Source organism: Streptomyces sp. HUAS MG56 (assembly GCF_058673395.1).
Window position 1 is genome coordinate 1,172,709 of sequence record NZ_CM178722.1, and the last position, 18,803, is coordinate 1,191,511.

At 70.7% G+C, this 18,803-nt stretch carries 17 protein-coding genes and 5 pseudogenes; 12 read left to right on the forward strand and 10 right to left on the reverse strand.

Annotated features, from left to right (window positions below):
• Positions 1-9: 9 nt before the first annotated feature.
• The 3 genes from AC4OXY_RS05980 to AC4OXY_RS05990 all read right to left on the reverse strand — a co-directional run bounded on the left by AC4OXY_RS05980 (position 10) and on the right by AC4OXY_RS05990 (position 2,937).
• Entirely contained in the window at positions 10-1,266 is a 1,257-nt protein-coding gene (locus AC4OXY_RS05980) for an MDR family MFS transporter (protein ID WP_491993355.1), read from the reverse strand.
• On the reverse strand, positions 1,263-2,399 hold the full coding sequence (locus AC4OXY_RS05985) for a PLP-dependent cysteine synthase family protein (protein WP_356038386.1): 1,137 nt from the start codon (positions 2,397-2,399) through the stop codon (positions 1,263-1,265). The genes AC4OXY_RS05980 and AC4OXY_RS05985 overlap by 4 nt, the downstream gene beginning before the upstream one ends.
• A gap of 118 nt (positions 2,400-2,517) precedes the next feature.
• A complete protein-coding gene (locus AC4OXY_RS05990; RefSeq protein WP_356038383.1) occupies positions 2,518-2,937 on the reverse strand; it encodes a hypothetical protein in 420 nt (139 codons plus the stop codon).
• 595 nt (positions 2,938-3,532) lie between these two features.
• On the opposite strand from AC4OXY_RS05990, the gene AC4OXY_RS05995 reads away from it, so the two are divergent.
• The 3 genes and pseudogenes from AC4OXY_RS05995 to AC4OXY_RS06005 form a co-directional block, all read left to right on the forward strand.
• Complete coding sequence (locus AC4OXY_RS05995; RefSeq protein WP_491993356.1) at positions 3,533-3,976, forward strand: hypothetical protein; 444 nt, start codon at positions 3,533-3,535, stop codon at positions 3,974-3,976.
• Positions 3,977-4,248: 272 nt separating this feature from the next.
• Positions 4,249-5,112 carry a TIGR03620 family F420-dependent LLM class oxidoreductase gene (locus tag AC4OXY_RS06000; protein ID WP_491993357.1) on the forward strand — a complete coding sequence of 288 codons (864 nt, stop codon included), beginning with the start codon at positions 4,249-4,251 and terminating at the stop codon, positions 5,110-5,112.
• A 437-nt stretch (positions 5,113-5,549) separates the two neighbouring features.
• Positions 5,550-6,121: pseudogene (locus AC4OXY_RS06005) on the forward strand (M4 family metallopeptidase); the annotation flags it as partial.
• Positions 6,122-6,307: 186 nt separating this feature from the next.
• Here AC4OXY_RS06005 and AC4OXY_RS06010 read toward each other — a convergent pair.
• Positions 6,308-7,963, reverse strand: coding sequence for a multicopper oxidase family protein (locus AC4OXY_RS06010; RefSeq protein WP_491993358.1), 1,656 nt, complete (start codon positions 7,961-7,963; stop codon positions 6,308-6,310).
• A gap of 75 nt (positions 7,964-8,038) precedes the next feature.
• Positions 8,039-8,446 carry a DUF6153 family protein gene (locus tag AC4OXY_RS06015; protein ID WP_356038369.1) on the reverse strand — a complete coding sequence of 136 codons (408 nt, stop codon included), beginning with the start codon at positions 8,444-8,446 and terminating at the stop codon, positions 8,039-8,041.
• Between the two features lie 269 nt (positions 8,447-8,715).
• Here AC4OXY_RS06015 and AC4OXY_RS06020 point away from each other — a divergent pair.
• From AC4OXY_RS06020 to AC4OXY_RS06030, 3 pseudogenes are all read left to right on the forward strand, one after another.
• Positions 8,716-8,790: pseudogene (locus AC4OXY_RS06020) on the forward strand (copper-binding protein); the annotation flags it as partial.
• 135 nt (positions 8,791-8,925) lie between these two features.
• Positions 8,926-9,384: pseudogene (locus AC4OXY_RS06025) on the forward strand (cation transporter); the annotation flags it as partial.
• A gap of 835 nt (positions 9,385-10,219) precedes the next feature.
• Positions 10,220-10,493, forward strand: a pseudogene (locus tag AC4OXY_RS06030) (hypothetical protein); the annotation flags it as partial.
• 150 nt (positions 10,494-10,643) lie between these two features.
• Here the strand turns inward: AC4OXY_RS06030 and AC4OXY_RS06035 are convergent.
• Positions 10,644-11,000 carry a MarR family transcriptional regulator gene (locus AC4OXY_RS06035; protein WP_356038363.1) on the reverse strand — a complete coding sequence of 119 codons (357 nt, stop codon included), beginning with the start codon at positions 10,998-11,000 and terminating at the stop codon, positions 10,644-10,646.
• Between the two features lie 127 nt (positions 11,001-11,127).
• Between AC4OXY_RS06035 and AC4OXY_RS06040 the strand changes: the two genes are divergently transcribed.
• Complete coding sequence (locus AC4OXY_RS06040) at positions 11,128-11,871, forward strand: ANTAR domain-containing protein (RefSeq protein ID WP_356038360.1); 744 nt, start codon at positions 11,128-11,130, stop codon at positions 11,869-11,871.
• 87 nt (positions 11,872-11,958) lie between these two features.
• Here AC4OXY_RS06040 and AC4OXY_RS06045 read toward each other — a convergent pair whose 3' ends face one another.
• From AC4OXY_RS06045 to AC4OXY_RS06060, 4 genes are all read right to left on the reverse strand, one after another.
• Positions 11,959-12,732: a GAF and ANTAR domain-containing protein gene (locus tag AC4OXY_RS06045; RefSeq protein ID WP_356038357.1), complete on the reverse strand. Its 774-nt coding sequence runs from the start codon at positions 12,730-12,732 to the stop codon at positions 11,959-11,961.
• A gap of 71 nt (positions 12,733-12,803) precedes the next feature.
• Positions 12,804-13,130: a plasmid stabilization protein gene (locus tag AC4OXY_RS06050; protein WP_356038354.1), complete on the reverse strand. Its 327-nt coding sequence runs from the start codon at positions 13,128-13,130 to the stop codon at positions 12,804-12,806.
• A gap of 497 nt (positions 13,131-13,627) precedes the next feature.
• On the reverse strand, positions 13,628-14,359 hold the full coding sequence (locus AC4OXY_RS06055) for a DNA-formamidopyrimidine glycosylase family protein (RefSeq protein ID WP_491993359.1): 732 nt from the start codon (positions 14,357-14,359) through the stop codon (positions 13,628-13,630).
• Positions 14,360-14,361: 2 nt separating this feature from the next.
• Complete coding sequence (locus tag AC4OXY_RS06060; RefSeq protein WP_362817128.1) at positions 14,362-15,114, reverse strand: UdgX family uracil-DNA binding protein; 753 nt, start codon at positions 15,112-15,114, stop codon at positions 14,362-14,364.
• A 129-nt stretch (positions 15,115-15,243) separates the two neighbouring features.
• On the opposite strand from AC4OXY_RS06060, the gene AC4OXY_RS06065 reads away from it, so the two are divergent.
• The 5 genes and pseudogenes from AC4OXY_RS06065 (at position 15,244) to AC4OXY_RS06085 (ending at position 18,803) form a co-directional block, all read left to right on the forward strand.
• Entirely contained in the window at positions 15,244-15,426 is a 183-nt protein-coding gene (locus AC4OXY_RS06065; protein WP_376292454.1) for a hypothetical protein, read from the forward strand.
• A 699-nt stretch (positions 15,427-16,125) separates the two neighbouring features.
• Positions 16,126-16,663, forward strand: a pseudogene (locus AC4OXY_RS06070) (thiamine pyrophosphate-dependent enzyme); the annotation flags it as partial.
• A gap of 185 nt (positions 16,664-16,848) precedes the next feature.
• Positions 16,849-17,406: a hypothetical protein gene (locus tag AC4OXY_RS06075; protein WP_356040462.1), complete on the forward strand. Its 558-nt coding sequence runs from the start codon at positions 16,849-16,851 to the stop codon at positions 17,404-17,406.
• Between the two features lie 618 nt (positions 17,407-18,024).
• On the forward strand, positions 18,025-18,513 hold the full coding sequence (locus tag AC4OXY_RS06080) for a hypothetical protein (RefSeq protein WP_356040460.1): 489 nt from the start codon (positions 18,025-18,027) through the stop codon (positions 18,511-18,513).
• Positions 18,510-18,803 (forward strand): MrpF/PhaF family protein, encoded by a 294-nt coding sequence (locus AC4OXY_RS06085; protein WP_356040458.1) that lies wholly within the window; start codon positions 18,510-18,512, stop codon positions 18,801-18,803. Before AC4OXY_RS06080 ends, AC4OXY_RS06085 begins: the two co-directional genes overlap by 4 nt.

The following is an 18,803-nucleotide window of genomic DNA, read 5'->3' on the forward strand; positions in this document are numbered from 1 at the left end:
CCTACCGCGTCACCCCGGCACCGGAACCGGGCTGGGCACCGCGAGGTACCCGGCACGGTGCAGCCGAGCCACCAGTCCCGCGCACACGAACCCGGTGGCCGCCAGCACGGTCCACGGCAGCCAGCGCACGCCGGTGTCGAAGAGCGCCCCGACGGCCAGGTTGCCAAGCGAGATCGCGATGCCGGAAGCAGTGTTGTAGGCGCCGTAGTGCGTCGCCACGAGCCGGTCCCCGGAGAGCCGGACGACGGTGTCCATCTCGAACGGGTAGAGAAGCGCCCCGCCCCAGGCGAGCAGAGCCGCGCACAAGGTGAGGCCGACGACGCCGCACGCCGTGCCGAGAACTCCGCCGTACGGTCCCGGCAGCAGCGGCAGGAACGCCGCCCCCATCACCACCAGCCCGTAGGCGATGGCCCGCGGACCGGACAGCGTCTTCTTCGCCCACGCCGTCAGTTTCAGCTGTCCCGACAGCGCGGCGAGCGCCGAGACGGCGAAGACGGCACCTGTCACGACCCCGGTGCGGTCACCGAAGAGTTCACGGGCACGCAGCGGGAGGGCGAGGTAGACCTGGAAGGCCAGGACGTACGAGCCGGCCATCGCGGCGGCGAAGAGGAGGAACGGCCGGTTGGCGGCGATGGTGCGCCAGTCGGCGGCCACCGCGCGCCAGGCCGGCTCAGTGCCGCGTTCCTGCGGCGGGCGAGGCGGAAGAGCGCGGGTCTGGAGAACGGCCAGGGCGCCGAAGATCAGTGCGGCGACAGCGCACACCGCCCCGAAGTCCCAGGTCAGCAGGGCGAGTCCGGCGAGCGGGCCGATGAGGACGCCCGCCTGGTAGAAGACGTTGAAGGCGGCGAAGGCCTCGACGCGTCGTTCCTGTCCCACGTCGGCGGCCAGGTAGGCGCGGACCGCCGGGTTGAACAGCGCGCCCGCCAGGCCGGTCAGTGCCGACGCGACGATCAGCGCCGGCAGAGTCCCCGCCACCGCGAGCAGGCCGAAGGCCACCGTCCGCAGGACGCACCCGGTGAGGATCAGCGGCTTACAGCCGTAGCGGTCGGCGAGGGTGCCGCCGACGAGGAACATGCCCTGCTGGGAGAGATTGCGGATGCCGAGCACCAGTCCCACTGTCCAGGCGGCGAGGCCGAGACCGTGGGCGAGGTGGTCGGCGAGGTAGGGCATCAGCATGTAGAAGCCCAGGTTGATGGCGAACTGGTTCACCATCAACAGCTGTGCCGGGCGGTCGAAGGAGGCCACCTGCGCCCGCAACCCCTTCATCGGACGACCACCGCCTTCACCCGCTCGCGCCCCAGCGGGTCGCGGACCTGGCTGCACCGTGTCCAGCCGGTCACCACGCAGGCGTCCTGGGCGGCGATCTCGTCGGGCTCCCATGGCTGTTCCTCGCTGAAGAGCCGGTGCTCGCGGCACCAGGCGTCGTTGTAGACGGTCTCCAGGTAGCGGTACGGACCGTCCGGGAAGATCGCGGCGATCCGGGTGCCCGGCGGATACGTCCGCGCGGCCCACCCGGCGACCAGGGCGACCGCGCCGACGCTCCAGCCGCCGGAGGCGTAGTGGCGGCGGGCCAGTTGGCGGCAGGCCCAGACCGCTTCGGCCGGGGCGACCCAGTGGACCTCGGCGAAGGCGTCGTAGTCGACGTTCTCGGGGTGGATGCTGGAGCCCAGGCCGCGCATCAGCCGCGGCGCGGCGGGCTGGCCGAAGATCGTCGAGCCGACCGAGTCCACCCCGATGAGGATCAGGCCGGGGAAGGATTCGCGCAGGACGGACGCGGTGCCGGCGGAGTGGCCTCCGGTGCCGACGGCGGCCACCAGGACGTCGATGCGTCCCAGTTGGGCGATCAGCTCGGCGGCCAGCGGGCGGTAGGCCGCGACGTTGTCGGGGTTGTGGTACTGGTCCGGGCAGTACGCACCCGGCGTGCGGGCGAGCAGCTCGGCGACGCGCTCGCGGCGGGACTCCTGCCAGCCGCCCTCCGGATGCGGGGCGGCGACCCGGTCGACGTGCGCGCCGAGGGCGGTGAGCAGGCGGACCATGGCGGGTTCCATGCCGGGGTCGGTGACGACGGTGACGGGGTGGCCGTAGGTCAGTCCGGCCAGGGCCAGCCCCAGGCCGAGGGTGCCGCTGGAGGACTCGACGATCGGCGCGCCGGGGGTGAGGTCGCCGCGCCGCCGGGCCTCGCGGACCATGTGCAGTCCGGGGCGGTCCTTGATGCCGCCGGGGTTGGTGCCCTCCAGCTTGGCGTAGAAGCCTCGGCCGGGCGGGGCGAAGGGCTGGTCGATCCACAGGACCGGGGTGTTGCCGACGAGTTGGGCCGGCCGGCGGGCGATCAGGGGCAGCGGCGCGTGGGCGCCGAGGGGTTCGGGCGGTTCCAGTTGTTCGAGCAGGGAGAGATGCATGGGCGTACGGCTCCTTCGCGCCCTGCGCGAAGGCAGGGGCGGTGATTGACGGTTCGGTGGGCACGCGGGCACGCCTCGGGCCGGCGCGTGAGCCGGGGTCGGAGCGTGCGGGCGGTGCCTATTGCCGCCAGATGCAGTGGAGCGCGAGGGTGTACCGGCCGTCGGGGCAGCCCTTGCCGCCTGGCGGATCGCCTGGAGCGGTGGCGCCTGTGCCGAAGGGGCCTGTTGCGCCGACCGGGATCAGGGCGAGCCCGCCAGCGCCGGGTTCGAGGACGATGTCGTCGGCGGAGACGGAGCGCGGCCGGTCCGCGGCGTGATCAATGTGCCCGCCGGCCTTGTGGTCGTGCTCCGGGGTCGGGGCGTCTGATGCGCCGTGGTGCGCGCCCACAGCCTCGACGGCGTCCAGGTGCGGCCCCTCGAAGGAAGCACCGTGCACCGTGCCCGAGAGGTGGACGACGATGATCACGACGAGACCGAGCAGCAGACCGACATGGCCCGAACGCCCGCCGGCCCTCACCCTGATCCACAGCCCGATCACATGCACAGCGTAATGGACCAGGCACCCTGGGTCATATTCGGGCAGCCGCGTAGCGGCCGGGCGGGGCGCCGGAACCTACACCCCACACGACTGAGGAACATGAAGCCCCTGGCGCGCCGTGGGAGCGGCCGGGAACCTCCGGCGCCCGCGGTCTGAAGACTGTCCCTGCGGCGTGGCGTGCCGCTGCACTGTTCACCGGCGACGTACCGGCACACCCAAGGCCCCTTCGGCACCTCCAGGAGTTCCCGAGCCATGAGCGTGTCACGCCCCTGCTCCGTCCCATCACGGTGACCGCTGCCGCAGCGGTGACGCCGCTTCTGCCGGCCGCCTGCGGCGGGGATGATCCCCGATCCCCGATCCCCCACCATCGCCAGGCCATCGCCATGGCCGACCTGGCCGAGGGGCACGCCTCCGCGATGCCCGGCATGATGAGCAATCACGACAGGACGAGCTCAAAGGTCGCGCGGTCGGCGGATGCCCCTCCGGCAGGCCCTGGCCAACGACCCCGGCTCCGCGGGCGACATTCGACATTGCGGCCTGGACCGACGTCGTCGCGATCCTCCGGGCCGCAGTGCTCAAGGGCCGCCGTCGCGGGATGTCCAGCGGCACGCTCGAATCCCGGCCGAAGGCGCCCTTCCACGACGGCGCCGTGAAGCTGCCGGGCCTACCGCCTGCGATCCGTTCGGCATCGAACGCGTTGCCCTGCGTCGCGGTGACGGTGTGCGCGGCGGAGTCTTCGTTGCCGACAGTGACTTTCTGGCCTGCCTGCACGGTCGGCCTGGCGATGGGCGCGGCCACTCAGGGCGTGACTGTCCTGCTGCGGACCGCGCGCGCCGAGTACGTGCTGCGCCGCCGCGGGTGGGGGGACGAACGCTGCACCGTTCGCCTTCACGTACGGGCCGCGTCCTGTCTGTCCGTCGTGCGCGACCTGGCCGCCGACCGCGCGGCCGTGGTCGCGTCGGCTGACACGATCGTGCCGGACTTCCCGCTGACGAATGAGAGCTCCAGTCTCTCCTTCGCCGGCAGCGATCTCTCATGACGCGAGACTCCTGGACCGTGTCCGACGGGTCATGCGCGAGGCTCGTCCGACCGGCGCGCGCCCTTCAGTCCGGCCGGAGCGAGGGCCCCTGGCGCTGGCTGTCCGGAACCAGGCGGATGTGAGCCCCACGGCCGGGGAGTCCGCTTCCTCACTGGCCGCGTTTTTGCGTGGCTCATTTGAACGAGTCCGAGCGCGCCTCCCCCGTTGGCGCTCTGGCGGTGGAGGTGGCCGCCCGGATAAGAAGGGCGGCACCCGATATCAGGAGGAAGCCTATGGAACTGGGGACGTTCGGGATCTGGAGCTTGGCGTTCACCCACGGCGACCGCGGCGAGGCCTCCGACGCCGCGGCGGAGGCCGAGGAACTCGGGTACGGGGCCCTGTGGCTCGGCGGTGAGCCCGGCGGCAATCCGCGGGGTGACCTGCTCCGCGCGGCCGGGGTGCTGAACGCGACGCGTCAGGTCACCGTGGCCACCGCCTGTGTTTCCATCTGGGCCCAGCCCGCGCGTCGTCTGGCCTGTGCCTACCACGCACTTCCAGCAGGTGATCGAGACCGGTTGGTGGTCGGTCTGGGCGTCAGCCACGGCGAAATAGTCGACACATACCGGCGGCCCTACACCGCGATGGCCGACTACCTGGACGGACTCGATTCGACAGCCATGGCGCTGCCGGCCACCGCACGGCTGGTCGGGGCACACGGGCCCCGGATGACCCGACTGGCGGCCCGTCGGTCCCTCGGCGTCCACCCGTACCTGGTCGACACCGAGCACGTGGTCCGGACCAGGGAACTGCTGGGGCAGGGGCCACTGCTCGCCTTGGAGCAGACCGTCATCCCGCACGACGACCCGGCAGCGGCACGCGCCCGCGCGCGGGACGCGCTCGCCCCGTACATGCCCTTGGCCAACTATCGGTCCGCGTGGCTGCGGTCCGGGTTCACAGAGGAGGACCTGGCCGACGGAGGAAGCGACCGCCTCGTCGACGCCCTCTTTCTCTGGGGAAGGCCGGAGGACATCGCGGCCGGCCTCGCAGAACGACGCAAGGCCGGCGCCGACCACATCGCCGTGCAGATCGCCACCGACTCGCGGGGCACGTTCGCGCGTAGCGCCTGGCGTGAACTGGCTGCTGTGCTCCTCGCATAGGCACCGCCTGGCGAGACAGAAACGGAGCCAGAGTCGTTCGGCAGCAACGGTCACGTCGGCGGCAGCCGACGGCTGGTCAGCGAAGTGCCGTTCCGTGGGGCGGGCAGGGGAATCCGTCCCACCCTCCACCTGCATGGCACAGGTGCCGACTTGAGGCGAGGAGACGCACACGAAGTGGTGCGGGGCCGAGACGTGCGAGAGCGCAGCCACACCCCAACTCGCCGGATGGGGGACGGCGGTCAAGCCCAGTTGATTTGTCGAGTCAACGCCCCCCTGGGAGCTTGTGTGACTCCCCGTTACGTGCGCCACCAGCGCACCACTCCGGCCATCGCCACCGCGGTCGCAGCAGGAGCCCTCCTCGCCACCAGCCTGACCATCACTGCCTCGGCACAGACCCCGGCAAGGAGAAGCTGATCGTCAAGGACGTCGTCAAGGACACCGAGGCACCGTCCACACCCGCTACGGGCGCGCCTACGCCGGCCTCCAGTTCCTCCACCGACCAGTCCGCCGCCGACGACGCGGCCTACGGCGCACCGGAGACCTGGAACTTCTACATGAACACCTTCGGCCGCAGCGGCATCAAGAACGACGGCGTCGACTCCTACTCTCGCGTCCACTACGACAACGACTACGCGAACGCGCTCTGGGACGACAGCTGCTTCTGCATGACCTACGGCGGCGGCACCCCGCTGCGCTACATGGACAAGCCCAGCAAGGACGGCGACTCCGCCGACTCCTGGTCCTCCGACGCCGCCAACCTGGACGTGCACTACTCGTCCGGTGTGGCGAACCACTTCTTCTACCTGCTGTCCGAGGGCAGCGGCAGCAAGACGATCAACGGGATCAGCTACGACTCGCCGACGTAGCGCTGACCGAGTACTTGACCTCGACCACCGCCTCCTCGGACGCCCGCTCGGACACCCTCTCGGCAGCAGCCGACCTCTACGACTCCGGCAGCACGGAGTACAACGCGGTGGCCGCGACCTGGTCGGCGGTCAACGTCAGCTGATCCCCGGGTGATCGAGAGGGCGGCACCCGCGGGTGCCTTCGACGCGGTGCCGCCCTCGATGCGACCTCGGACCGGGCGGCCCATGCCGACGGCGCGACGCCGGGCTGATCGGGGTCGGGGCCGACCCGTCCGGGGCGGGCTCAAGGCCGCCGCACGAGCCCGCCCCGGAACCCGCCGCACAGAACGTCAGGCGCGATAGGCCACGTTCGCCATCATCCCGGCCTCGCCGTGGTATGCGTTGTGGCAGTGCAGCATCCACTGGCCCGGGTTGTCGGCGTCGAGGAAGACCGACACCGTCTTCTTGGGCAGCACGATCGCGGTGTCCTTGCGCGGCCCGGAGTCACCGATCTGGTAGGTGTGGCCGTGCAGGTGCATCGGGTGCCACATGTCCGTGGTGTTGACGAAGTCGAGCCGCACGCGCTGACCCTCCTCGATGACGATGGGGTGCGCCTCGGGACGGTTCATGTCGAACGGCGTGCCGTTGATGGCCCAGTTGTACTTCATCATGGTGCCGGTCAGCTTGATCTGGTGCGTGATGTCGGTCTTCGCCGACTTCAGCCGCACGCCGTCGGCGGCCCGGAACTGGGAGGCCGTCATGATCATGCCGTCGAGTTCCTTCGGGCGGACGGTCGCCTTCGGGATGCTCCCCGAGCCCGTGCGCACCAGTGCGAGGCCGTTCGCGTTCTTGCCCTCGGCCAGGGCGACGAGCGGGAAGACGCCGTCGCCGAGGGTGACCAGCACGTCGTAGCGCTCGCCCATGCCGACCAGGAGGGCGTCCACCTCCTGGTGCTCGACGGGGAAGCCGTCGGTGTGCGTGATGGTCAGCTTGTGCCCGCCGAGAGCCACCCGGTAGGCGGTGTCCGAGCCCGCGTTGATGATCCGCAGCCGGACCCTCTTGCCGGGCTTGCCCGTGTAGACGTCCGGGTCGGCCGCCACCCGGCCGTTGACCAGGTGGTGCGGGTACTTCACGTCACCCGCGTCGCCGCCGAGCAGCTTGCTGGTGGCGCCCATGAGCATGAACCTCTGCGACATGCCACCGGAGGAGGCCGAAGCCGACGGGGAGGCGGAATCACCCATGCTCATCCCGCCCATGTCCCCCATGTTCCCCATGCTGTCGCTCGAACTGCTGGGGCTCGGGCTGCTGCCCATGTCCATTCCGCTCATGTCCATGCCGCCCATGTCACCCATGCCCCGCTTGAGGTCGGCGAAGACCTCGTCGGGGGTCCCGGTGACGCCGTCGACCCAGTCGTCGAGGAGTACGACCCACTCGTCGTCGTAGGCGAGGGGCTCCTTGGGGTCCTCGACGATCAGCGGGGCGTACAGGCCGCGGTCGAGCTGGACACCCACGTGCGGGTGGAAGAAGTACGTGCCGGGGGCGTCGGCGATGAACCTGTAGGTGAAGGTGGAGCCCGCCCGGACGGCCGTCTGGGTGGCCGGGGGCACGCCGTCCATGTCGTTGCGCAGGGCGATGCCGTGCCAGTGGATGGAGGTGGTGGTCTTGTTCGGGAGTTGGTTGGACAGCTCTGCCACCAGGGTGTCGCCGACCGAGAGCCGGACCTCCTTGCCCGGGGTGCGGCCGTCGAAGGCCCAGGTCCTGGGCATGACGCCGCCGCCCAGGTCGATCATGGCGGGAGCCGCAGTCAGGGTGAGCTTCCGCTGCCGTCCGGTGCCCCTGCGCTTCATCTCGGCGGCGGCGACGGCCGAGGCGGTCGGGCTCACCAGGGCGTTGCCGCCTGCGGAGCCGGAGCTGCCGCTGGCGCTGCCGCTGCATGCGGCCAGCGCGCCGACGCCGGCGACTCCCAGTCCGGCGAGCAGAACGGAGCGGCGGTTGATGCTGTTCATGGGTTGTCGTCCTCTGTGTCGTAACTGCCGATGTGGTCGCGGAGGGACGGCACATCGCGCGCCGTCCGGCGCGGCCTAGATGCGCAGTTGCGAGAGGACGGACAGATCGGGTGGGGCCCGGCCGACCGCAGCGGCCGGTGCGCGCCCTTCGCCGGCGGGGCCTGATGGCGTGATCACGTCGGTCGTGCTCCGGCCGGGCAGCACGAGGTGTACCGAGCCGATGCCCGCTGCACCGCAGTGCTGCATCCCGGGCATGGCGCAGCCGTTGTCGTCGGCGTTGTGCGGGGAGGTGCCCGAGGCGGACGGTGCCGCATCGTCAGACATGGCGTGTGCGGCATGCACGGAGCCGGGCATGGACGGCGAGGCGCTCATCACAGACGTGTCGTGGTGCACCAGCACGGCCAGCGCGACGCACAGGGTGAGCAACACCCCGTACGCCCAGCGGACGGCACCGCTGCCGCCGCGTACCGCCCGTACCACCATGAACTCCACCTGTGCCGTGCGGATCGATCACCAGGTCCGAATATTACCCCCAGGGGGTACGCACCGCTCGTCGACCTGCAGACGTGTGCAACGCCTCACACCATCACCGGGCCCGCCACCCAGACCGCTTCGGCGTTCTGGGCAGCCAAAACACAGGTGCACACCTTCGAGGAGGGTGACCTGCGCCGCCGCCCCTGGCGTGTCACGCGGCACCTGCCCTGCTGCCACCCGTCGAGCCAGGTCGCGCGCATCCACACCCGGGAGGAAGAAGCGCAGCGCCCCTCGACGAGGAGGCTGTCCGGGCCGCCGTCGACGAGGCCGGATACCCGAATCCCTCCCGCGCCGGTACGTGCCGCTCCGCCGATACGGACGCCGCACGCTCCGGCATCCTCCACGAGATACGCCTATGACCAGCATGGCTCCCGGGAAGACCAGTCCCCAGTACGACACCTGCCCCCGCCTCCGAGGTCGAGCTCTCGATCGGCGGCAGGACCTGCGCCTCCTGCGCGGCCCGCATCGAGAAGAAGCTCCACCGCATGGACGGCGTCACCGCGACCGTCCACTTCGCCACCGAGAAGGCCAAGGTCGCTTACGGAGAAGGCGTCGACGTCACCGATCTGATCGCCACGGTGGAGAAGACCGGCCACACTGCGGAGGAGCCGCCCGCACCCGTCGCGGCCGACGAGGGCACGGGCGAGGTCGCTCCCCCGGTCGACGGCGAGCTGCTGTCACTGCGGCAGCGGCTGTTCGTGTCGCTGGTGCTCACCGTGCCCGTGGTCCTGATGGCGATGGTGCCGGGTCTGCAGTTCGACAACTGGCAGTGGCTGTCGCTGAGCCTGGCCGCACCGGTCGTGGTCTGGGGCGCCCTCCCCTTCCACCGGACCACCTGGGCGAACGCCCGGCACGGCGCCGCGACCATGGGCACGCTGGTGTCCGTAGACGGCACCGGACCTGCCATCGCCGAAAACCGGATCAGCGCCCTGCGCGCGGCTGCCAGGCCACTGACGCCTTCCTGCGGGACGTCCCCGTCCTCGCGGCGCCGCTGGCCGACCTGCTCCACCACAGCCCTTCCGCACCCGCGTGGCTCCCTATCCACGAGCCCGACCATGGCCATGCCGACGCAAGCAGTGCCGCAGTGCCCCGCCCAGGCGGGTTTTTCTCCCTCGCGTACGCGAGCGGGCATCTCAGCGCATACGCCCAACTCGCCTGCTTTTCCTGGTACGAATGAGTCCGAAGCCAGGGCTTCAGTGGCGGTCACTGAGGCTGGCAACCACGGCGGCCAGTCGGTTCATGGCGTGGGCCACGCCGAGCCCGTCCATGTAGTCGCGGACGTGCACGATCTGGCCATCGCGGACTCGGATCGCGAGGAGGCCGGGGAGGCTGAAGGGCTGGCCAGTTGTGGTCACGGTCCCGGTGACGACTCGCTCGACGGTGATCACCTCGGGGTCAGTGCTGTCATGCACGACGACATCGCGGATCTCTTGCGGTTGCGCCGGGCTTGCGCTCCAGGCCGCTCGGTAGCCGGCGCGGACCTCTTCGCGTCCCTCGTGACGCGGCGGCATGCCGGGAGGAAGAGGAACGGGAATTCGTGGACGGCGTCGACCGCATACAGATCAGCCAGGTCATCCGCGGACTTGTCCAGCATCGCCCGCTGGTAGCGCGCCAAGAACTCACGAGGACCGGGACTGGCGGAGGTTGTGTCCGGCATGGCGGTCTGGCTCCGTTCGGTCAATGCGCGGCTGAGCTCTTACGAGCGATGGGCCGGTAGTTCGGGTGTGTGGACGCGGCGAGGGTCCCCAAGATCCGTTTGCGGCGCCCGACTTGAAGACCCTCCTGACCGCACTCCACGTGAAGATCGACGACGAGAGCGGAGGAACGCGATGGCTGTAAAGTCCGCCCCAGGCCGTGCTCGGCCACCATTCCGTGGCCCGATGGCTGCGCTTCGCCCGCAAGCGGCTGAGCGACCCGTTCCCCCGCCCGCCCCATCGATCGGGGTACAACAAGCGTCTGCGGGCGGGCTCTTCCGCTGGTCAAGCACATGATCCGGGGCGGCCACGGCAACGACTCCTGGATCCCGCTCGATCCGGCACCCATGTCGATGTGTCGATGTGTCAACGCAGGAGTCGGTGCTATCGCAGTAGCGGATTCAAGGATCACGCCGTTGTCGAATGGATCACGAGCAACGGGGGCGGGCCGCTCACGACCCGTGCCGGACGTTGATGTTGTCGTCGCTGCCTTGGCGGTCGGCCTCGTCCCTGAGCAGTATCGACAGCAGGGATGCCACCGTCAGGCCGGCCTCGGCCGGATGGCGCAGGACCTTGCCCGGGTCGATGCTGTACTGATTGGTCCGGCCGTTGCGGGTGTGGGAGAGGTACCCGGCCTGCTCCAGGTCCGCGATGATCTTCTGCACGGCGCGTTCCGTGAGCCGGCAACGCGCGGCGATGTCGCGGACGCGCGCGTTGCGGTTGTCGGCGATGCTGGCCAGCACGCGCGCATGGTTGGTCAGGAACGTCCACCCATTGTGCGGCTCGGGCACTCCGTGGACTTCCGTCATGGTCACCATGCTACGACCGCTTGTTCGCGCTATCCAAAACACGAACTTTGATTCGTGCAGGGCTTGACGGGTCACGGGGGCCGAGTGAGCCTGAAGAGAGACAACCGGCAAACCGGAGGAGGCGAGCATGCCGCTACCGGCCTGGGACACGACAGCTGCCGACGATGATGCCGGCCGCAGGCCGCCGACGATCAGAAGCCTGCTGGCGCACGCGGGGCCGAGCGACATCCGTGTGACCGTCACCGTCACCGGAGAGTTCTGCCTCGACAACAGCCAGAGCCTCCGCCGCGCCCTGGACGATGCCCTCGCACGTTCCGAAGAGGGCGTGGACCTGGACCTCGAAGAACTGGACCTCGCGGACTGCTCCGCACTCAACGTGCTCCTGGCCGTACGCCGCGACGCGATCGCGGCGGGCAAGACGGTCACCGTGACCGCTGCCAGTCCCGCCGTTCAACGTCTGCTCTCCTACACCGACACCCACGGCCTCTTCTCCCCCGCCCGGAACCCCGGGGCGCCCTGCGAGGACACCGACGAAGGTCTCCTGCAGACCGAGGTCATCCAGCTCCGGCGCGCCATGCGCACCCGCCCCGAGATCGACCTGGCCCGCGGCATCCTCATGGCATCCTTCGGCCTGGACCCCGACGCGGCATGGGATGTACTGGTCGCGGCATCCCAGAACACCAACATCAAGCTGCACCGCCTGGCCAGGGACGTCGTCACCACCGTGCAGGGAGCACCCCTGCCGGACCAGGTCCAACGGCAACTCACGGCAGCCGTGGCACGGACACGTACCACCGACAGCCCGTCACGGCACCGCACCCGCAGGGGCCGGGCTCGACGCCCCGTGTCCCAAGGATCCGGACCTTCGTGAGCACGATGCACGTCAGACGCTCCACCCGGTGTCACGGACACGGCGCGGCGGTCTCCGACGCACCCTCGCCCGGCGACGTTCAGGCCGTCACTCCGGCCGGAAGCCGGACCTCCGGGCGACCACGTCGCGAGCCACCTCCGTGACCGTACGCCCCTGGGCGAAGGCGCGCGCCCGCATCCGGTCGAGAGCCTCCTCGGGATCCGCACCGAGTTGCACCATCACGATGCCCATGGCCTGATACACCTCGCTGTGCTCGGCCTGCGAAGCCCTCATCCATGGCGCTCCCTCGTCTCCCGGCACCTGTTCGGAGCCGGGGTGGGGAAGCAGCTTCATGAGGGCGAGCGTGATCGCGTCCCGCGCCCACAGCGCGATGGCCAGTTCGCTCGCCGACAGTCCTCCGGGCTGGTCACGGTACATGTCGAGGGTCCCGATCGCCGCCTCGTCCGTGCCCAGCGGCAGGGAGAACACCGCGCGGACCCCCAGCCCGACGGCCTCGTGGGCGAAGACGGGCCACCGCCCGCTGCCCGGCTCTTCGGCGAGGTCCACGGCCAGCACCGGGCCGACCGCACCGAGCGCAGTCTGACATGGCCCCTCACCCAGGGTGTACTGCGCCTCCGCCAGCCGGGCCGCCACACGGTCGCTGGCACACCACATGGCTCGTGCCGTGGGGCCACCGGAGATCGACACCGAGGCACCGCTGACCGGCAGCAGACGGACACAGGCCCGGCACAGAACCTCCGGGACCTGCTGGGTGTCGACGCCTTTGGCCGCGCTGGCGAGCACCTCGATGCCACGCAGCCATTCCTCCAGACCCGAAGGATCGCCGCCGCCCGAGGGGCTCGCGACGGAACCGGACGGCATGCTCCCACCTCCCCGTCACGGAGCCCGGTCGGACGGACCTGGGCATCTCGCCGTTCCTCGTACATCAGTCGTCAACGGCCGAGGGCGTTCTCCAACTGCCTCTTGGTCATCGAGGAGCGACCGTGGATGTGGCGCTTCCTCGCCTCCTCGTAGAGCTGGTCCTTCGTGGGACCTTCCGCACCGCTGTGCGAGCGCTGCCCGCCGCGCTGGGACGCCGATTTCGGGTCACGGGTCGAGACCTTGCTCGCGGTCTTCGACTCGCCCGACCTCGCCCGCTCCTTGTTGACCGTACGCGCGGCGATCTCCTTGGCCCGCCGCGTCGACTCACCACGGTCCTCGGCGCTCTTCTTGATGTGCTCGTACTGCCGTTCCCTCTTGGCACTCGATCCGGATGGCATGACGCCTCTCCTCCGCCTTCCGTGACGGCCTCTTCACTTCGTGCCGGAGTCCGCACTGGAGGACGAGTTCCCCGGCGCGGCCGTCCCATCCACGGAGGACGGGGGAACACGCCGAGCGCCCGGCCCCGTCCGTCGGTACACCGTGCCCTTCCGTCGGCCTACGGCCGTATGGGTGCTGCGGGAGTACGCGGTCCTCGCCGACGGCGAACGCGGCGCCGTAGTGGATCCTGATCGGAGATGGCGGATACTTCGGCGTCGAACCCGGCCGACCGGTGGCGTGTGTGGGGCGGGTACTACGAGGACGGCACCCCTGATCCGGGTGAGCCGCCGGGTGACGGCCGAAAAGGGAGAGAGACGCGTGCGGCTCGGCCTCGACCCACGGCACACCGGGGTCCATCCGGACCGTCCCGTGCCCGAGGAGCCCTCCGGCTGGTGCGACGGCCCGATCAGTGCTGGCAGTGTGCGCACCAGACGCTGCGTCGGCCGGCGACACGGTGTCAGCGCAGCCGTCGTCCGCAGCGGGGGCACTCCGGCTCGCCGTCGTCGCGGTGGCCGGTGAGCCAGGTTCGACGCCGTGGTACGCGGCCGGCCCGTGTGGCGGTGGCGAGTACGCCGCGCATCGCCGTGAACACACGGCGCGCCTCGGCGGAGTCGAGCGCTCGTGCAGGGCGCCGGGGTGCCACGCGGGCGCGCCACAGGATCTCGTCGCTGAGCAGGTTGCCGAGCCCCGCGATGAGGGACTGGTCCATGAGCACGCCTTTGACGGCGCCCCGCCGCGCGACGAGCAGGTCCAGGAAGTCGGCGCGGGTCATCTCAAGGGCATCGGGGCCGAGGAGTTCCAGCATCCGTCGCAGCGCCCGCTGGTTCGGGGCAAGCCGAATGCCCTGGAGCTTGCGCTGGTCGCGGTAGCGGACCTGCCGGTCGTCGTCCAGGGCCAGGACGACCCGGTCATGGGCGGCAGGCGGATCGTCGGCACGGGCGCGCACCAGTTCACCGGTCATGCCGAAGTGCCAGACGAGGGCCGGGCCGTCCCCGACCGGGACGATCAGCAACTTCCCGTGCCGCCACGGCCAGCCGAGCCGCCGCCCCTCCACCTCCCGCCGCAGGCGTCGCACACCGACCCCGCGCAGTACACCTGTGTCGCGCACGTCGACACACCGGACGCACCGGCCAATGCCACAGCCGTCCAGCACGTGGCGGAAACCCTCGACGTCGGGCAACTCCGGCATGGCTAACTCCTGGTACGGCCCTGGGCTCGCCGGTCGGGTTCGTCGCCGTCGGCCATGAGGCGGGCCACGATGCGCAGATCGTCGACGAGGCCGTCGTAGATCCGCGTGCGGTCGACGTCGTCGGCGCGCAGCACGGCGGACGGATGGATCGTCGCCACCAGCCCGCTGATCCCCTGCTCGGCGTCGCCCGTACCATCGCCTTCGCCGTCGCTCCCGGCGAGGCCGGGCCAGGGCAGCAGGGCGCCGCGTTGCTCGGTCACCCGGAATCCCGAGCCGAGCAAGGCTTTGCCCGCCGTGCCGCCGAGCGCGACGACCACCTCCGGTGCCACGACTCTCAGCTCGGCCCTGAGCCAGGGTCGGCAGGCGGTCATCTCGCGGAGTGTCGGGGCCTTGTGGATCCTGCGTTTGCGGCCCTCGGAGCGCGTGAACTTGAAGTGTTTGACCGCGTTGGTGACGTACACCCGCTCCGGATCGATGCCCGCGTCCGCGAGGGCACGTCTCAGCACCTTGCCCGCGGGGCCGACGAACGGCCGGCCCTGACGGTCCTCCTGGTCCCCGGGCTGCTCGCCGATGAGCAGGACCCGTGCCGTCGTGTCGCCCTCGCCGAACACGGTCTGGGTCGCGTCCTGGTACAGCGGACAGCCCCGGCACTGCGCGGCCGCCTTCCGCAGCCCGGGCAGCCCCGCGCGCCGTCCCGGGAGGTAGGGCGTCGCGTCATGATCGCGGCCGGGTGCCCCGGCAGTCGTTCCGGCCATGGCCTGTCGCCCCTTCTCCTCCTGGTCCTGAGCCGTGCGCCCTGCGCGAGCCGTTACGGATTCCGAGTACCCGGGTACTCGCGGCATGGACACGGACCCGCCGCGTGGAACAGAGGAGAGGACGTTGCCATGAATGCCAACCGCAACCGCAGGGGCGGCACCCAGCCCGACGACAAGACGCGAGAGCGGTCCGCGGAGGAACGGAGCATCGTGACCCCGACCCCACGGGACGTACGGGCCAAGGCCGAGGGCGACAAGGCGAAAGACGACAAGAGGTCCGACCCTCCGGCGACCGGCACCCGGTCCCTGTGACAGCTCCAGCAGCTGGGGTCGGTGCAGGGCGGCGGCGACGGATTCGACCAGGTCGGGGGCGCAACGCACGGTGGCTTCGCTGTCGTGGACGCTCCGGGCACACGAGCCGCCGCAGACCGCTGGTCTCGGTCCGGTGCTCGGTCGCGGCCAGGGCCTGGCGTGCGTGTCCGGTCGTGGCGTTGTCGTGCGGATCGTGTCCCGTGCGCGCGTCCAGCTGGTCGGCTCCGCCTGGCCGCACAGGCGGAGCAGTTGCACGTCAGTGCCGGTGAGGTACCGCAAACGGGCGGCAAGCGCGGCAGTCTGGCGGGCCTGGGCCCCGGCCGGCGCGTGGCTGAGCGCGCCCGCGGGCGGCGGGTAGGCGCCAAGGAGCCGTCGAGCGCAGGCGGACATCACGGGGATCGGATCGGTGGAAACAACGACCGGTCTCCTGGAAGCGTGCTCGCCCCCCGGTCGGTCGGGTGCGCGAGCCGATGCGCGGGGGCGGCGCTGCCCCGTCCGTGACCGACCAGCGTGGGCGGCATCTTTACGTCTACGCGGTCTGTCGGCGTCGTCCTGCACCGAGCTCCCGCCCGGCAGGACCGGCTTCGCGGGCCCAACGATCCCGAGGAAGCCCCCTGCCGGCGGCAGGAGCCGCTCGCCAGAGCCCCCTCCGGCCGGGCTACCTCCGGCGACACAGGCGGCAGGGCATGACATGGACAGACGCCCTTCGACGCACCGAGGGGCCAGACACGGGCCGTGCGGATCGACATCGACCCGCACATGGTGGGGCCGCGGTACCCGTTCGAGGTCAACGTCGTCGGCGACGCCGCCCACGCGCTGTGCGGACTGCTCCCTGACGACGTCATCCTGTCCTCCGACTCCGGCTCCGCTCCGCCGCCGACTGGTGCGCCCGGCACCTGAAGCTGCGCGGCGCGATGCGTGGCTCGCTCTCGGGGACGCTGGCCACCACGGGGCCGGGCGTGCCGTACGCCATCGGTGCGAAGTTCGCGCACGGCGACCGGCCGACGATCGCCCTGGTCGGTGACGGGGCGATGCACATGAACGGCATGGCGGAGCTGATCACCATCGCCAAGGACTGGCGGGACTGGGCGGATCCGCGACTGATCGTCGCTGTCTTCAACAACCGGGACCTCAACCAGGTGACCTGGGAGATGCGCGCGATGGAGGGCGTCCCGCAGTTCCTGCCCCCCAGTCGATCCCCGACGTCGGGTACGCCGACATCGCCCGCTCGCTCGGCCGATGTCACCCGATGCGGCGGCGCGTGCGCATGGGCGTTCGAGCGGCTCCTCTTCGACGGCACCGTGGATGCCGACGACGGCGCTCTCGGCGTCGGCAGACCTCTTTCTCGAAGAGGCGTAATTCCCGCAGATCGGGAACACGGCAGGTAGCAGATAGCGAGGATTTCGGAAGGAGGTCGGCTCGATGTCCACCGGCACACTTCTGGCAATCGTCATTCCCGTCGCGGTCGTCGTCGTGCTGATCGCTGTAGGCCTGGCTCTCTTCACACGGCACCGGGCCCTGCGTGAGCGCTATGGTCCCGAGTACGAACGGACGGTCGACGAGGCCGACAGCAGACTTGCTGCCGAGCGCGAGCTCAGCGCACGTGAGAAGCGACACGACAGACTCGACATCAAGCCCCTGCCCGACCGTCTCCGCGAGCGATACTCACGGGACTGGGACCACGTGCAGCACGAGTTCGTGGACCGGCCCGAGGACGCCGTGCACGACGCGGACCAGCTGGTGACCTCCGTCATGCAGGAACGCGGCTACCCCACCGAAGACTACGAGCAGCAGCTCAAGGATCTTTCCGTGGAGCACGGCCGCACCCTTGAGCACTACAGGGCCGCCCACGAGATCGACATGCTCAGCGAGGGCCACAAGGCCACCACCGAACAGCTGCGCAGCGCCATGGTCCACTACCGGGCGCTGTTCGACGAACTTCTCTCCGACGGCGGCCAGGCCCGCCACGCCCCGGCCTGACCGCGGTCTGTCCACGGAGGACCTCGCCCCGCCAGGTGGTGCGGGCGCAGAGCGCCACTACCGCTCGTTCTTCAACCGCCTGCGCATGATCGGATGCCTCCTGTACCTCCTCGGCTCTGTCGGTCACGCCATCGGCGGCCGGCGCCATCACTGGTGGACCACAGGCGGTTCCCGGGTGATGGCCTGCCGGGCGGCGCGGCGGGTGGCGGGGCCGAGGCAGGCGATGACGTCGGAGGCGATCGCCAGGTCAGCCGCCCCTTCCAGCCGGAACCCTGCCCCGGCGCCACCGCACGCCCACCGACAGCTGGAGACTCTGCCACCGGGTCAGGCCACTGGCCGTCGCCCCGCACAAGGACTTCGGCCACGCCTACCTCCACATCCGCAGCTCGTATCCCGCTCGACGATCCCGTCAGCGGCGGATCGCTGTCACGCGAGAACGGTGGTCGGCGTCACCTGCGCACGGTTCGAACTGCGCAGGTGTGATCACGCACGGTGGTGCTCCATCACGGTGATGCTCGGCCTGACGGATCGCGCTCACCGGCGTGCGTGGAGCATGGGAATCGCCGTGCGCGGTACACGTTGCTGGTCCGCGACGGCACACCCGCGTGAGGAGGGGCGATGCGGCAGACGTGGCCGGCCACCGGCGAGGTACTGGTGTGGTGGGCGGTGCTGGTCGCCGTCGACCTCATGTTCATCACCCCCGTCACGGCCCTCGAACTCCTCGTGGCCGCGGGGGGAGCGGCCATCGCGGCGGTCGCGGCACGCGCCGTGCGCACGGCGTCGGGGGCCGGGCTCGGCGGAGCCCGGAGGTGGGCATCGGCTGCTCTGATGTGGCCCGGTGCGGTTCTCGGCGACCTGGGGCGGCTGTGCGGGGTCACCGCGCGTGCCGTGCGCGGCCGTTCGCCGGAGGGAAGCCTGAAGACGCTGTCGCTACGGTCCGGCACGGGCGCCGCGTGGGCGTGCGCCGTGCTGTCGGCCACACCTGGCGCGTACGTCGTCGACGTCCAAGGGCAGGAGATGCAAGGCGGGCAACGCGCCGTCGTTCACTTCCTCACCGAAGACCGTACGCGGCTGGAAGACGTACTCACCGAGGGGCGGCGGCGGTGAACGCCTGGCTGCTCGCGACGGCGGTCCTGCTGACTCTGGGAATGCCGCCGTGCGTGTGGGCCGCCGGCCGGGGTTCGGCGGTCGAGCGGCTCGCGGGGCTCAATCTCGCGACCACCGTCGTCACCTCCGTCCTGTTGCTGACGGCCCAGGGATTCGGCCGCAGTTCCTTCACCGACCTCGGTCTCGTCCTGGCCGTGCTCGGGCCCGCCGGAACGCTGGTCTTCGCCCGGTTCCTCGGCGGCCGGTCGATCGAGGCCCCCGACACGCGTCAGACCCACGGGAAGACATGA

Excerpts from the sequence above, each read along its gene's own strand:
- AC4OXY_RS05980 (WP_491993355.1), bottom strand. The coding sequence starts at position 1,266 with ATGAAGGGGTTGCGGGCGCAGGTGGCCTCCTTCGACCGCCCGGCACAG.
- AC4OXY_RS05985 (WP_356038386.1), bottom strand. The coding sequence starts at position 2,399 with ATGCATCTCTCCCTGCTCGAACAACTGGAACCGCCCGAACCCCTCGGC.
- AC4OXY_RS05995 (WP_491993356.1), top strand. The coding sequence starts at position 3,533 with ATGTCCAGCGGCACGCTCGAATCCCGGCCGAAGGCGCCCTTCCACGAC.
- AC4OXY_RS06000 (WP_491993357.1), top strand. The coding sequence starts at position 4,249 with ATGGAACTGGGGACGTTCGGGATCTGGAGCTTGGCGTTCACCCACGGC.
- AC4OXY_RS06010 (WP_491993358.1), bottom strand. The coding sequence starts at position 7,963 with ATGAACAGCATCAACCGCCGCTCCGTTCTGCTCGCCGGACTGGGAGTC.
- AC4OXY_RS06015 (WP_356038369.1), bottom strand. The coding sequence starts at position 8,446 with ATGGTGGTACGGGCGGTACGCGGCGGCAGCGGTGCCGTCCGCTGGGCG.
- AC4OXY_RS06035 (WP_356038363.1), bottom strand. The coding sequence starts at position 11,000 with ATGACGGAAGTCCACGGAGTGCCCGAGCCGCACAATGGGTGGACGTTC.
- AC4OXY_RS06040 (WP_356038360.1), top strand. The coding sequence starts at position 11,128 with ATGCCGCTACCGGCCTGGGACACGACAGCTGCCGACGATGATGCCGGC.
- AC4OXY_RS06045 (WP_356038357.1), bottom strand. The coding sequence starts at position 12,732 with ATGCCGTCCGGTTCCGTCGCGAGCCCCTCGGGCGGCGGCGATCCTTCG.
- AC4OXY_RS06050 (WP_356038354.1), bottom strand. The coding sequence starts at position 13,130 with ATGCCATCCGGATCGAGTGCCAAGAGGGAACGGCAGTACGAGCACATC.
- AC4OXY_RS06055 (WP_491993359.1), bottom strand. The coding sequence starts at position 14,359 with ATGCCGGAGTTGCCCGACGTCGAGGGTTTCCGCCACGTGCTGGACGGC.
- AC4OXY_RS06060 (WP_362817128.1), bottom strand. The coding sequence starts at position 15,114 with ATGGCCGGAACGACTGCCGGGGCACCCGGCCGCGATCATGACGCGACG.
- AC4OXY_RS06065 (WP_376292454.1), top strand. The coding sequence starts at position 15,244 with ATGAATGCCAACCGCAACCGCAGGGGCGGCACCCAGCCCGACGACAAG.
- AC4OXY_RS06075 (WP_356040462.1), top strand. The coding sequence starts at position 16,849 with ATGTCCACCGGCACACTTCTGGCAATCGTCATTCCCGTCGCGGTCGTC.
- AC4OXY_RS06080 (WP_356040460.1), top strand. The coding sequence starts at position 18,025 with ATGCGGCAGACGTGGCCGGCCACCGGCGAGGTACTGGTGTGGTGGGCG.